We start from the raw sequence: 14,168 nt of genomic DNA, 5'->3' as shown, positions 1-14,168 counted from the left end.
TCTCTTTCCCACTTATAGAGGTTGTTCTTCAAAAAGAACGCTATAGCAAAAATCCAAAAAATTGAAAAGCCATAGACGACAATTGAAAAGATTTGCTATAATTGCGTAGACAAAAAATGTTCACAATTCAATACAGTATAGTTAACATCTGTTTGGCCGAGCAAGTACATGATGAGAAGTTCTCTCTACTAATGTAAGCGCTAACTGGAAGTTCAGTCAACACAAAGGCAATGAGGATTGACCCCTAACGGGAATCGAAATGTCGAGTTGAAGGAGGCTGGCAAGCATGAGTCAAGCACATGGTGAGATGCTGCAAACGGTTGTGTCTGAATCTAATCTGGGCGATTACACGGAGGCGAGAAGCCGGTTCGATTGGGAATCGGTGGAAAGGCACTTTACGTGGCACGCCAGCGGAAAAGTAAACATGGCGCATGAAGCGATTGATCGTCATGTACTGGAAGGAAGGGGCGGGAAAACCGCTTTATTGTATAGCGATGCTTCACGTGAAGAGGCCTATACTTTTGCTGATCTGAGCGAACAGTCGAGTCGGTTCGGGAACGTTCTCCGCAAATATGGCATAACCAAAGGGGAACGGGTGTTTATTTTTATGCCTCGAAGTCCTGAACTGTATTTTAGTCTTCTGGGTATATTGAAAGCCGGAGCCATCGCGGGCCCTTTGTTCGAAGCTTTTATGGAAACGGCAGTGAAGGATCGGCTGGAGGATAGCGGAGCAGTAGCACTCGTGACCACTCCCGAATTGCTAAAACGCATCAAACGTTCCGAATTGCCCGAGCTAAAACATATATTTATTGTGGGTGGAGGCGCGCAGACTGAGGAAGGACTCATCGATTTTGATTCAGAGATGTCTGCCGCTTCGGATGAGATGGAAGTAGAGTGGCTGAATCGTGAGGATGGTTTGCTTATTCATTATACCTCAGGCTCTACGGGTAAACCCAAAGGGGTGTACCATGTTCAAAATGCCATGATTCAGCACTATTATACAGGTAAGGTTGTTCTGGATTTACGTGAGGATGATGTGTACTGGTGTACTGCTGACCCTGGTTGGGTGACAGGCACCTCTTACGGTATCTTTGCTCCATGGCTCAACGGAGTAACCAATGTAATACGAGGCGGTCGTTTCAGTCCTCAAGATTGGTACAGTACCATCCAGAAGAACAAAGTCACGATCTGGTACAGTGCACCAACGGCCTTCCGTATGCTGATGGGAGCGGGAGAAGAGACCATCGCCCAGTTTGATCTGAGCAGTCTGCGTCATGTCATGTCTGTCGGTGAACCGCTCAATCCGGAGGTTGTTCGTTGGGGTTGGAAAGCCTATGGTCAGCGAATTCATGATACATGGTGGATGACGGAAACAGGTGCACAGCTGATCTGTAACTATCCCGGAATGCCGATCAAACCTGGCTCCATGGGACGTCCGTTGCCTGGCATCGAAGCAGCCATTATTGATGATCGCGGGCAGGAATTGCCGCCGTACAGTATGGGTAATCTGGCCATACGGGCACCTTGGCCATCCATGATGGCGAAGATCTGGAATAACCCTGTGAAATACGAGGAGTATTTCAGGCTTACGGGCTGGTATGTATCCGGTGACTCCGCTTATATGGATGAAGAAGGATATTTCTGGTTCCAGGGACGTATTGATGATGTGATTAATTCGTCAGGGGAGCGTATCGGCCCCTTTGAGGTGGAGAGCAAGCTTGTGGAGCATCCTGCGGTAGCAGAGGCGGGTGTAATCGGTAAGCCGGATGTTACACGTGGGGAGATCATCAAGGCCTTTGTGGCGCTTCGTGAAGGATATGAGGCGACACCGGAGCTGAAAGAAGAGATCTATCGTTTTGTCAAAGAGGGTCTGTCTGCCCACGCTGCTCCGCGTGAGATTGAGTTTAAGGATAAACTGCCCAAGACACGTTCCGGCAAGATCATGCGCCGTGTCCTGAAAGCCTGGGAGCTTGATCTGCCAACAGGAGATCTATCCACCATTGAAGACTAACGCGACAGTGCTAGGATCATCAATGTGTTGGTATCGATGGTCATGCATTGAGTAGTGGGAAGAAGTTAATATTCTGCGGTTCCGAATACAGTGACTCTACCCATTAAAATGGATTGTAAAAGCCTGTTTTATGCCAATGGCATGAAGCGGGCTTTTTGGCTTACTTTAAATACAAATAAAAAGCCGCACACTCAGATACAGTCTGAGGATGCGGCTTGTTTTGGAAAGCTATGCCTTAATCAGGGTTGAAAATGTATCGCTGCAGAAGGTTCGGATTCACCTGCACTGTTGCTGGCAGATACCTTGAACCATCCACTGGTCGATGCCGGTACTCCATAATCCATGGTATTTCCCGCTGTTGTTCCGATTTTGGTGTAAGGAGCCGAGCCTGTTTCACTGTAATATACAGTATAACTATCTGCGTCTGGAGTCGACGCCCATTGAATGCGCAGTCCTTGAGTGAGGGCAGATACGCTGACTTGACCAGGTGTGCCTGGGGCTGTCGTTGTTGTATTATCGGTCTGCGTTTCTCCCGGCGTAATGACTGTACCTGGAACTTCAATTGGTTCATCAATCTCTTCTTCCACAGGAGGAGCTACACCAGCACTATTTACTGTAGCGCTAGGAGCAGACTCTCTGCCGGCAACATCCACTGCCGTTACATAGAAGGCGAAGTTACCGCCTTGCGCTGCATATGCAGAGAATGATCTGGATTCACCAGTCAGGACAACCTGACCCTGGTTCTGGAATCCTCCACCGTTTACTGAACGGTACAAACGATAACCCACGACATCATTTTCAGGTGTGGCATTAAATGTAATGATAGCTCTGTCACCTGAGGTTGAGATGCGTACGTTGCCTGGTGCATCAGGAGCTTTGCCGTTATCTGTCCTTGGATCAATCTGTGTTGGCATGTCTGCACCAGCATCTTCAGGAAGATAATAAGCAAGTGACTCATGTCTACTCATACGTGAGAATGCATTTTGCAATTCTTTGATGAGATCCGAGATTGGTTTTTTACGCTTGATTACTGTTTTTTCCTTCAACATGTCCGAAGGTGTTCCGTCACGCGGAATATAGTTTACACCATTGTAAGTAATGTACTTGGCTTTGGCTACACCGTCATCACTATCCTTCGGAACAAACTTGCTGTTGAAAATATCCGTAACAAATTTGTCAGTCATGGATGTTGGCAACTTGCCACTGTATGCCGACACCGTGCGCGTTTCGATGCCAGATGGTTTTTTGAACGAATTCGTGACGAAAAGATCTTTTTGCGTATCGATCACTTCGTTCAGGATTTTCGACCACAGTTGCTGTGCACGTTTTCTCTGTGATTTACTTTCCAGCGTATTCACCGGCTGTTTGTATCCAACCCACACGCCAAGTGTGACATCTGGTGTATAACCTTCAAACCAGACATCTGCGTAGTTTTGAGTGGAACCCGTTTTACCTACGATTGGCACACTCTTGGAATATTTGTAATTTTCACGTACTTTATCTGCCGTTCCTTCTGTAATAACGGTCCGCAGCATATCGGTCATCAGGTATGCTGTCTGCTCCGAGAAGGCTTGGACAGGTTCAGTATCATGTTTATAAACGATGTTGCCTTTGGAATCTACAATTTTGCTAATCATGTAAGAATCGTTATATACACCCTTATTGGCGATAGCACCATAGGCACTGGTTAATTCTTCAACGGTTACACCGTATTGGAGACCTCCGAGAACACCTGTCTGAGCCTGATAGTCTTCCTTCTGAATGGTGGTAATCCCCAGTTTCTTGGCGAAGGTCCAAGCTTTCTCGATCCCTACTTCTTCATTAAACAACTTCAGAGCTGGTATATTAAGAGAATAATTCAGTGCTCTGCGGGCAGTGACCAGTCCCTGATACCGATTGTTGGCATTCTTGGCAATGTGGTAGCCGCTCGGACCATTTTTGAGAATGATCGGTGAGTCATCAATAATAGAAGCAGGTTGGACAAGACCCTCATCCAGAGCTGGCAGATAAGCTGCAATAGGTTTCATCGTTGAACCTGGCTGACGTATCATCTGCGTTGCATAGTTCATCTGTTCGTCCTGGAAATCCCGACCCTCAATCATGCCCAGAATAGCACCGGTTTTGTGATTAATCAGCATGGCAGCAGTTTGTTCTTTTCCTTTGACAGGATCATCTGCTGAGAAATTGCTGTCATCTTCCGCAATGGTACGCATCGTTTTGTAGATACTTTTGTTGATGGTCGTGTATATCCGATATCCACCTGTCCGCAGTTGCGTCTGAGCTTCCTCTAATAATGCACTGCTTTCCTTCTGAGGTGTGGCTGCATCCGTAGCTTTGTCTGTAGATTCAGCTGTGTCGGAATTCAACTGTTTCATCAAAATCTGTGCAGCTTGTCGTTCCGTTTCCATCATAAGATATGGATAAGTGTTGTAAGCCTTGATGGTCTTCGGAGCGAGTGAGCTTTTGATATCAAAAGCAAGAGCTTTGTCATACTCGGACTGATTGATTTTGCCCAGTTCAAGCATACGGCGCAGTACCAGATGCTGACGGTTGATTGCGCGGTCAAAATTCTCCTCTACAAAATCACCTTTACCGTTAAAAGCGGAGTAAGAGGAGGGGAGTTGTGGTAATCCAGCAAGATAAGCAGCTTGAGCGATGTTGATTTTTTCTAGATCATTAATATTGAACAATCCTTTGGCTGCCGCTTTGATTCCGTAAACGTTGTATCCGCTGGAACCATTACCAAAAGGAACTTTGTTCAGATAGGCTGTCATGATCTCGTCTTTGGTCAGGAAACGTTCGAGTCGGAGTGAGAGCAAAATTTCTTTCACTTTCCGATCTTCCGTGCGATCCAGATTCAAAAACACACGACGCGCCAATTGCTGAGTCAGTGTACTACCGCCGGTTTGTACTGATTCTTTCAGCACTTTCTGTTTCACGGCACGTAGTGTTCCACTCATGTCTACACCTTTATGTTCGTAAAAATGATTGTCTTCAATCGAAATGACAGCATCAATAACCTTCTGTGGGATCTGGTCCGTAGTGACCGGACGCCTGTCTTCTTCCGTACGTAATTGACCGATCGGACTGCCGTCGGCAAAGTAAGCAAAGCCTGTGATGGAGTTTTCGCTGACTTTTTGTTCAATCAGGGCCCTTGAACGGACAGGCTCGTCTTTCACAATGGAACTGACGTATCCCATCAAAGCACCGCCTACAAATAGTGCCCCCATAAATCCAAGGACAACCATCCATTTGACGAAACTTCCCAGTCTGCGGGCAAAGCTGCGTTTGCGTACAGGCTGTTCATCGGGCTTTTTCTTATTAACATCAACCATTCAGTGTCTTCCTCCTTTTAACAGCACTTATTATAGCATAAAAAGGCGGGTTTGCATGCCTGAGAAATACAAGTAATGGTCGAAATTTGCCATTCTGCCATGCATTATGCTATATATCATGCGATATTGAAGCACATTTCATGAGCTCTAAGCCAAAATAAGCAGGCCACCTCCATGCTGAGGTGCATAGGGTGACCTGAATGATTTGTCGTATTGGAGGTCTTCTACATTAGGTTTTGAAGCGTTGAATCAGTTCTAATAGTTCCTGGGTAAGATTAGCCAGTGAGGCAGATGCCGCCGTAATCTCTTCCATGGATGCGAGTTGTTCCTCAGAGGCAGAGGCAACACGAGTTGCATGATCTGCCGTCTCATGACCAATGGTTTTGAGTTGCACTAACGTGGCATCCACCTGCTGTGATCCAGCTGACATCTGCTGCGCAATGGCTGAGACATGCTCAATCTGCTCATTAACATCTGTGATCTGTGATGAAATGGAGAGGAATAGTTCACCACTCTCATTAATTACTTCCGCTATATGGCTCACCTCGGCATTCCCCTGTTCCATATTTTCAACGAGAGAAAGGACCTCTTGCTGAACGCTATGAATTAACGCTGCAATCTGCGCTGCCGATATTCTGGATTGTTCAGCCAGATTACGAATCTCGGAAGCAACAACACCAAACCCGCGCCCATGTTCACCTGCTCGTGATGCTTCGATGGAAGCATTAAGGGCAAGTAGATTGGTTTGACGGCTAACTTCCGTGATCATGCCTGTAATATGGCCAATCTCTTCCGAACGTTGACGGAAATTCTCCAGTGCGGTCATGGACGTCTGCACAGAAGAGGTGGCGCTATCGACCATACGCATGGCGGACTGAATCTTATCGGTTCCAACAGTTGTTCGCTCAGCCACAGCTCGTGATGAATCCGATACATCGGAGGCGGCCTTTGCAATTCTTCCGATCCCTGCAGATATTTCATTCATGGAACGGGAGGACTCTTGCAGCTCCTGCATCTGTTTACCTGCTTTATCTGCAACTTCGACTCCTGTTAATGCAATCAGTTCGGCTGCTTTACCTGTTTCTTCGGCACCTGCGGTCAATTGTTGAGAGGTGGAGCCGACAGATAAAGCATGTTCGGATATAACCGATATGGTATGTCGCAGTGTATCCATCATCTGATTCAGATGACCCGCCATGACGCCAAATTCATCTTTGGATCGTACAGGTAACTTTTGTGTCAAATCCCCGCCAGCCAGCTGTCCAGCGACGATATTAACTTGATTCAACTGCCTTACAATGGAGACGATAGTGTAGGTAACCACACTTGCAAGCAGAAGTACAGCCAGTGCGGCAATCAGTATGGACCAGTTCAAGCTGTCATAGAAGGGTTGAAGGATGTGGCTCTTTGGCAGCGCCGATACAAGGTACCAGTTTGAATCCGTTCCTTGTAACCTGGCGGGCTCGGCAATAAATAGTTCTTCCCCCACTTCAGGGTCAGTGGCGTAAAACTGAGACTCGCCAGACTGTATACGCTGAATGACTGTCTTCATTTCAGATGGAATTACGGCTCCTTCATTAGGCAGTTCCGGTTTGGAGCCATGTGCAGCAATCTGTCCTTCACTAGTAATCAGCATGGCATAACCCTGATCGGGATTAAGTGATGCTATATTTTGCTGAAAACGATCAATGGTAAAGTCGGCCCCAACAATGCCCAGAAAATTTTTGTTTTCATCTAACTAGAGGGAGGACAATCGAAACGAGCAGTGTTTCTTTTCCGCCAACCGTGTAGGTAACAGGCTCGGACCAATAGATGGATTTGGTTTTCTTTGGCTGCTGATAGTAAGTACTGGTTTCACTGTTTCCCTCATAGGTAGTCAGAGGCTCAAAATGCAGGGTATTACCGTCCCGTATGGCGTAGGGGATGAAGCGGCCTGTAGCATCATCATAGTCATTTTTATTCACGTGATCCGCATCGTTTCCATCAAAGGCATTAGGTTCCCAGCCCGTATAAAAGCCAAAAACTTTCTCATCCTTTTTCAGATACTGTTCAAGGAGTCTAACGGCTTCCTCACGGTTGAGTGATCCATTCTGAGCGGCATCCAATAACGTGGTACTCATGGTGTCCAATGTGTTTTTGACCTGATTAATGTCTGTCATAAACTCTTTCGTAGCCCGATTTGCAGCCTGTCCAGCAACGCTTTCACCGTACTGCAGGCTTTTGTCGTAAATGGACTTGGTGTTAAATGCAATCAGGGCTCCAATACAACAGAGTAATACGATCCCGAGTAAAAGTCCAAGCTTAACAGCGAGCTTACGATTGCGAAAAAAATGCATGTTCTAATCCCCCTCGATGTCATTCTTGTGATGTATATATGGATGTGTGCTTCTCCTGAAGGGAGTCTATATTTTATATCGTTATTTACGTTCCTATAATGAAGATAATTAAAAAAAGCATAGAAAAACAGCTGCCGAGAAAATCTCGACAGCTGTTTGGATTGAAACTTTAATGTGATTGCAACGATTAACGGTTGTAGAACTCGACGATTTGTTTTTCATCGATGTCTTGGGACAATTCAGCACGCTCAGGCAAGCGGATGAATTTACCTTCTACAGCTGCTTCGTTGTATTCAACGTATGCTGGAAGATGCGAACGGCCTTCCAAAGCTTCTTTAATGGAAGAAAGAGCACGGCTCTTCTCACGCAAGCCGATTACATCGCCAGTGCTTACTTGGTAAGAAGCGATATCGACTTTTTTGCCGTTTACAGTTACGTGACCGTGTGCTACCAACTGACGCGCTCCAGCGCGGGAGTTAGCGAACCCAAGGCGGTAAACGAGGTTGTCAAGGCGGCACTCAAGCAAGAACATGAAGTTCTCACCGGCAATACCTTGCATTTTTTGAGCTTTAGAGAACAGTGTGCGGAATTGCTTCTCGCCCAAACCGTACATGTGGCGCAATTTTTGTTTTTCTTGCAATTGCATACCGTAGTTGCTCATTTTTCTGCGTTGGTTAGCTCCGTGCTGACCTGGAGGGAAAGGACGTTTCAATTCTTTGCCTGTTCCGCTAAGGGAAATGCCGAGGCGACGGCTCAATTTAAATTTAGGACCAGTGTAACGTGCCATGTTTAAAGTAGCTCCTTTTTAGTTAAAGTTCATATTAGGGCTCTGTTTGCGCTCCAATTTGTTGATGCGGGCTTGGCCTCGCATAGAACGATCAGGAAAGTTCAGCCGCTGTCCTGAAAGCAACAAAAAGAATGAGGGTGACACAACCGGTAATGCCCAAATTTAAAGACCCATTAGTAGTCTTCATCAACAATTTATATTACAGTTTAAGAGAAACAAAGTCAAGCGTAGAATAAAAGCAAAAAAACGTCTAAATTTGTCGATAGGTCATTGGGCCTAAAATAATGGGACGATTTTCTGAAATATGGATGCAAAAAAGCTTTAAACAGAGTAAAATAGATTGTATCTTAACTTTAAATCATCTTTATGTAACAAGGTTATCGCAACGATTTGCAGGTTTGCGATAACGTCTGCAGATTAATGCATCCTGGTGGATGCAAAAACGGTGCAAAGGAGCGCCTGACATGTTAGAACATCTAAGAAGTTTACCTGCCAGCTTGAATTCACGAAGTTCGGGCGATTCCGCATCTTTTGCCGCTCCTCATTCTCATGAAGAGCATGTGTTGTGGATGCAAAAAATGGATATCACACCTTTTGATTTTTCATATTTGGGCAGCTTGCTAGAGCAGGCATACAGTGACTGGAACTCCAGAGTGGGTTCAAGGCTGGCCAGAACATCAACCTTTTACAGCGTATGGAACACGGAAGGCGATTGCATAGGATACGATAGCGATCATGAAGCTGATCCGGGCGTAAATGCACGCAGGCTGGTATTGGAATGTTTGGATAAGAGACAGGTCCTGTCCCTTAAAGGGACAAGCGAACACGGAGAGTATCTTATAATAACACATCCCTTATTCTCCAGAACAAACAAGGATATGTTTGCCGTATTCACTGCTGTGATCTATGAATCCAATGGATATGAAACGTCTGAAGCTGTGGTTCAATCTGAGGCATTGCATTATCGCACCTGCTTTTACCGAAGATTTGAATACATATTTATGACGGACCTGTTACACGCTCATGAACAAACAGCCCGTGAGGAACACCGGAGGTCCATCCTCTTTCAGATTGTTCAGCGAATGCATGACAAAATGGATGTCGAGGCCATATTGGATGAGGTATTTGACAGTATGGACTACTTGTACCCGGCCACTTATATCAAATTATATATGTCTCAGGATCAGAGTAATTCTGATCCACGGATTAAACCGTTGCTTGTCCACGAGCGAGGAGAAGATATTTGTGTGCGCTCATTTATGGAAGGTAAGCTGATTGTTGCTCGCTCAGATGATGCAGAGAACCGCATTGTAGATATAGGGATTCCGCTGAAAGGCAAACAAGGCATATACGGTGTGTTCCATGTCGAAATGAATGAAGAGATTATGGAAGAATCGGACTTGCAATTGATTACGATGATGGTAGACACTGCAGGCACGGCCTTTGAGAACGCCAAGTTGCATGAACAATCCAATATGTTAATTCAGGAACTTCGTTTAATTAATGATCTTACACAGCGGTTGAACAAAAGCCTGCATCTTTCGGAGATTTATCAATTATCCGAGCAAGAGTTAAAGGAAATATTCCAGGCTGAAACGTGTTGCATTCTTCAACTCAATGACAGTACAAATGACTTCGAAGTGATGTCATCTAACGTGAAAGATGTTTTTCACCAATCCTTTTCAGTAGATTACGGTATCGCAGGCTTGGTGTACCGAACAGAGGAACCGCTTATTATAGTCAATTATGCGCAATATGATAAAGTGTCCTCCTTTTTCATGGAAGATACGGGCTCCATGTCACTGATTGCATCACCGATCAGAGTCAATGGTGAAGTGAAGGGTGCCATTTTGCTGGGACACAGTAGAGAGCACTACTTTTCATATGATAACTATCGGCTCTTGCAGATGTTATCCATCCATATCGGGCTTGCCCTTTCAAATGCCACGCTGCATGCCGAGGTTCGGCGCTTGGCTAATCTGGATATGTTGACAGGTCTGTACGTGAGGCATTATCTGGATAGTGTGATTCACGAGCGACAGGCTCATGAATTCTGTGGCTCCCTCATTGTGGTGGATATTGATCAGTTCAAACAGGTGAATGACACATTCGGACACCAGACGGGGGATCAAGTATTGAAGCAAGTGAGTGAGATTGTCACCAGCTCTGTTCGCTCGGAGGATATCTGTGCCAGATGGGGTGGAGAAGAACTGGCGATCTATATGCCACAGGTGAGTGTAAGGCAGGCGTTAGATTATGCGGAAGTGATTCGAAAGAGAGTCGCAGAAGAGACCAGACCGCCTGTTACGGTATCCAGTGGCATCGCAGAGTGGAATTGGATGGATGAAAAGGTCAGTGTAGAGTCCTTGTTTTATCGGGCTGATATGGCTTTGTACAGCGCCAAGAATGGTGGTCGGAACAGAATCGTTGTAGAGGAACAGGATGTAACACGTTAAGAGAACAATTCCAATTGCGGAGTCGTTCTCTTTTTTTTTGTGCATCGGAGATCAAGTTGTGTATAGAAGGAAGTATAAGCGTATACGGGCGGGGCAATCTATGGAGAAAGTTCTCGGAAGGGTGAAGATAGACATGTTTAACCGCCATTCGGTACGTACATTATGGTTATTTGTGAGCATCGTGATTATTGGTGTTCCGGGTTGTGGATTAATCCAGCGAGATCAAACGCCTGAAGAGGTTTTTTCCCTGGCTTTATCCGGGATAGCGGGAAAAGAAACATTGAGTTTTGAAGGAGAGGCAGGACTTCGACGGGAGAACAGTGGGCTGTTTGAGAATCAGTTCAAATTTGAAGGCAAGCTGGAGAATCATGATCGTCTGACCCTTCAGACCCGATTACCTGGAGAGGTGACCGCTGTGGGCACAGGCATTCAAACAACTGCCGTAAAAAATAACGGACAGCCCAGTGGCTTTAGCGCCTCTTTCGAGCGGAAACAAGGGCAATGGATGGCATTGTCAGCGCAGCATGAGCCGCTCCGTGGCTCTCTTTCTCGTTTTAATCCAATTGCCCAATTGGAGAAGATCGATGGGATGCACAAAACCATTCAATCCGAGTATGGTGCCGGTCGTCGAACCAGAACATTACGGATTGAACTTGCACCGGAAGACGCCAAATCATGGGCTGTAGCCCAGCTAAACGACGAGATGAACGCCATTCGGGCAGAATATATGCATAAGTCAGCTACGATGAAAGGGACGCGTAAGGAAAAGCTTGAGAAGGATCTGGAGAAAGTTTGGAAACAGGGTGAAACAACGATGCAACAAATGATGAAACAAGCGAGCGTGCAGACGGTATATCATCTCACGGTAGATCGGAAGAGCAGTCTGCCTCTTCGCTTATCCTCTGAAAGTCAGATGAGTTACACGGACAACAACCATAAAAGTAACAAAGAAGCCCTTGTCACCGATGTTAACTTCAAGTCATATCAATAAACGAAGTGAGGGACTGCCTGCTGACGGGATGACTGTTCGCGTGCTACAATAGTATCGTAATTTACCGTTGTTCAATTCAAGTATGGCAGATGACAGGAGGATTTTACCAAGATGAAAGACCCAAGAATTCAAAAGCTTGCAGCAAACCTGGTGGGCTATTCAGTAGATGTACAGCCTGGTGAAAATGTATTGGTTGAGATGATTGGATCGGAACGTGATCTGATTAACGCCATTATAGAAGAGGTAGGCAAAAAAGGTGGTAACGTCTTTGTACAGTTGACTGATAAAACCGTACAGCGTGCGATGCTGAAAAATGCCACAGAAGAAATGATGAAAACATGGGCAGAGATTGATCTGAACCGTATGAAACAGATGGATTGTTATATCGGTATTCGTGCGGGAGAAAATGTGAATGATCTGTCCGATGTACCGGAAGAAAAAATGAAAATGTACAATTCATTGTACTCCCACCCGGTACATAGCGAACAACGTGTCAAACATACGAAATGGGTTGTACTTCGTTACCCTAATGCAAGTATGGCGCAACTCGCCAATACAAGTACAGAAGCGTTCGAAGATTTCTACTTCGACGTATGTAACCTGGATTACGCCAAAATGGACAAAGCGCAGGACTCGCTCGCTAACCTGATGAAGCGGACGGACAAAGTTCGTATCACTGGACCAGGAACAGAACTGAGCTTCTCCATTAAAGATATCGGTGCAGAGAAATGTTCTGGCCAAAAAAATATCCCGGATGGCGAAGTGTACAGTGCCCCTGTGCGTAATTCCGTGAACGGAACGATTAGTTATAACACACCAACGCTGTATAACGGAGTGACATTTGAAAATATCAAGTTCACATTCGAGAACGGAAAAATCATTGAAGCGACAAGTAACGATACAGAGCGTTTGAATGAAATCCTGAATTCGGATGAGGGTGCTCGTCATATCGGTGAATTCGCGATTGGATTTAACCCGCATATTCTGCATCCAATGAAAGATATCCTGTTCGATGAGAAAATCGCAGGCAGCTTGCACTTTACACCGGGTCAGGCATACGAAGAAACGGACAATGGCAACCGCTCGTCCATCCACTGGGATCTGGTATTGATCCAGCGTCCGGATTACGGCGGCGGGGAGATTTATTTTGACGATGTGCTGATTCGCAAAGACGGTATCTTTGTTATTCCTGAGCTGGAATGCCTGAATCCGGACCGTTTGAAGTAGGAACAGGATTTTGCTGTTGCTAGGAAAGCGGATTCACGGTATCATGTAGTGGTAATTAATAGATGATACCAATAGTAAAAAGACGGAGGGATTCCTATGTCGAGTAATAACGCGGCTGTAGTGGAAATTGCTCAAACAGCAGGCAAGTTTACTTCTTCAATCGTGCTTCATTCGGAGAACAAGTATATCGATGTAAAAAGTATTCTCGGATTGTTTACAACGCTGATTAGCACGCACAGCTATGAACTGCATGTTCATGGTCCAGATGCAGTTGAAGCGAAAGCAGCCATGTCAGAAGTATTTGCCAAGCATGGACTGAATGTAAGCATTGCATCTGAGTAATAGCTCTCAAGAAGCACCTTTGCCTTTTTAGGCAGGGGTGTTTTTTGGCATGGAATGATCTGAATACTCGTCTGGACGTGACTGGAACAGGTGGATTAAGCTTCAACAGAAGGCTTAACTTTGCGGGCTTATTTTGGTCAAGTTCTTGTATTAGCTCTTCATTTCGTCTAATATTAGAGGTAGAACGTCTTTACGCGATTTTTGGGACATAGGGGGGAAAAATGCATGACTTCATCTGATCTGCAGGACCAGCTGAATTTGAAAGCGATCAGTCTTCTTCAAGAAGATGCAGATAAAATACAGAAGCTTATTGAAGTACAGATGGAGAATCTGGCTACCCGCTACTGCCCTCTCTATGAGGAAGTATTGGATACACAGATGTATGGGTTCTCCAAGGAAGTTGATTTTGCTGTTCGTGCAGGGCTCCTTCCAGAAGGTGCAGGTAAGCAGCTGGTTAGCGCGCTTGAGCGGAATTTGGCAATTCTATATGAAGCCTTGAACAAGAAGAATGAGCAATAGCCTGCAAATGCGCGGGTCAGAATAGAAGGCATGCAGGCGTTTATGCATGCTTTTTTTGTGCGTCTGAACGGGACTGGGATGAAAGCCAGCCGGAAGGCGTATACAAACAAAGAGACAGCACCGAATGTAAATTCGGCCTGCCTCTTGTAGCTTGTTTATTTTAG

10 protein-coding genes are annotated in these 14,168 nt (G+C 45.6%); 6 read left to right on the top strand and 4 right to left on the bottom strand.

Annotated features, from left to right (window positions below; genetic code table 11):
- Positions 1-286 precede the first annotated feature (286 nt).
- Positions 287-2,011, top strand: coding sequence for an acetate--CoA ligase (gene acsA / locus MKY66_RS20260; protein WP_076211418.1), 1,725 nt, complete (start codon positions 287-289; stop codon positions 2,009-2,011).
- 239 nt (positions 2,012-2,250) lie between these two features.
- Here acsA and MKY66_RS20255 read toward each other — a convergent pair whose 3' ends face one another.
- The 4 genes from MKY66_RS20255 to rpsD all read right to left on the bottom strand — a co-directional run bounded on the left by MKY66_RS20255 (position 2,251) and on the right by rpsD (position 8,469).
- Positions 2,251-5,346, bottom strand: a complete 3,096-nt coding sequence (locus tag MKY66_RS20255) for a transglycosylase domain-containing protein (RefSeq protein ID WP_076211416.1) — start codon at positions 5,344-5,346, stop codon at positions 2,251-2,253.
- A gap of 229 nt (positions 5,347-5,575) precedes the next feature.
- The gene (locus tag MKY66_RS20250; RefSeq protein WP_076211414.1) at positions 5,576-6,982 is read right to left on the bottom strand and encodes a methyl-accepting chemotaxis protein; all 1,407 of its coding nucleotides are present in this window, start codon (positions 6,980-6,982) and stop codon (positions 5,576-5,578) included.
- Between the two features lie 94 nt (positions 6,983-7,076).
- A complete protein-coding gene (locus tag MKY66_RS20245) occupies positions 7,077-7,682 on the bottom strand; it encodes a cache domain-containing protein (protein ID WP_076211412.1) in 606 nt (201 codons plus the stop codon).
- 187 nt (positions 7,683-7,869) lie between these two features.
- Positions 7,870-8,469 (bottom strand): 30S ribosomal protein S4, encoded by a 600-nt coding sequence (rpsD, locus tag MKY66_RS20240; protein ID WP_076211410.1) that lies wholly within the window; start codon positions 8,467-8,469, stop codon positions 7,870-7,872.
- A 464-nt stretch (positions 8,470-8,933) separates the two neighbouring features.
- Between rpsD and MKY66_RS20235 the strand changes: the two genes are divergently transcribed.
- The 5 genes from MKY66_RS20235 (at position 8,934) to MKY66_RS20215 (ending at position 14,004) form a co-directional block, all read left to right on the top strand.
- Complete coding sequence (locus tag MKY66_RS20235) at positions 8,934-10,925, top strand: sensor domain-containing diguanylate cyclase (RefSeq protein ID WP_076211408.1); 1,992 nt, start codon at positions 8,934-8,936, stop codon at positions 10,923-10,925.
- 133 nt (positions 10,926-11,058) lie between these two features.
- Positions 11,059-11,916 carry a hypothetical protein gene (locus tag MKY66_RS20230; RefSeq protein ID WP_339805722.1) on the top strand — a complete coding sequence of 286 codons (858 nt, stop codon included), beginning with the start codon at positions 11,059-11,061 and terminating at the stop codon, positions 11,914-11,916.
- 111 nt (positions 11,917-12,027) lie between these two features.
- Positions 12,028-13,143, top strand: a complete 1,116-nt coding sequence (locus tag MKY66_RS20225; RefSeq protein WP_076211404.1) for an aminopeptidase — start codon at positions 12,028-12,030, stop codon at positions 13,141-13,143.
- Between the two features lie 96 nt (positions 13,144-13,239).
- The gene (locus tag MKY66_RS20220) at positions 13,240-13,485 is read left to right on the top strand and encodes an HPr family phosphocarrier protein (protein ID WP_036614658.1); all 246 of its coding nucleotides are present in this window, start codon (positions 13,240-13,242) and stop codon (positions 13,483-13,485) included.
- A gap of 225 nt (positions 13,486-13,710) precedes the next feature.
- Positions 13,711-14,004: a YlaN family protein gene (locus tag MKY66_RS20215; RefSeq protein ID WP_017687426.1), complete on the top strand. Its 294-nt coding sequence runs from the start codon at positions 13,711-13,713 to the stop codon at positions 14,002-14,004.
- Positions 14,005-14,168: the final 164 nt, after the last annotated feature.

This window comes from Paenibacillus sp. FSL R5-0766 (assembly GCF_037971845.1).
Lineage (GTDB): Bacteria > Bacillota > Bacilli > Paenibacillales > Paenibacillaceae > Paenibacillus.
The sequence above is the reverse complement of the archived record's forward strand: the minus strand, read 5'-3'. Positions and strand labels throughout refer to the sequence as shown.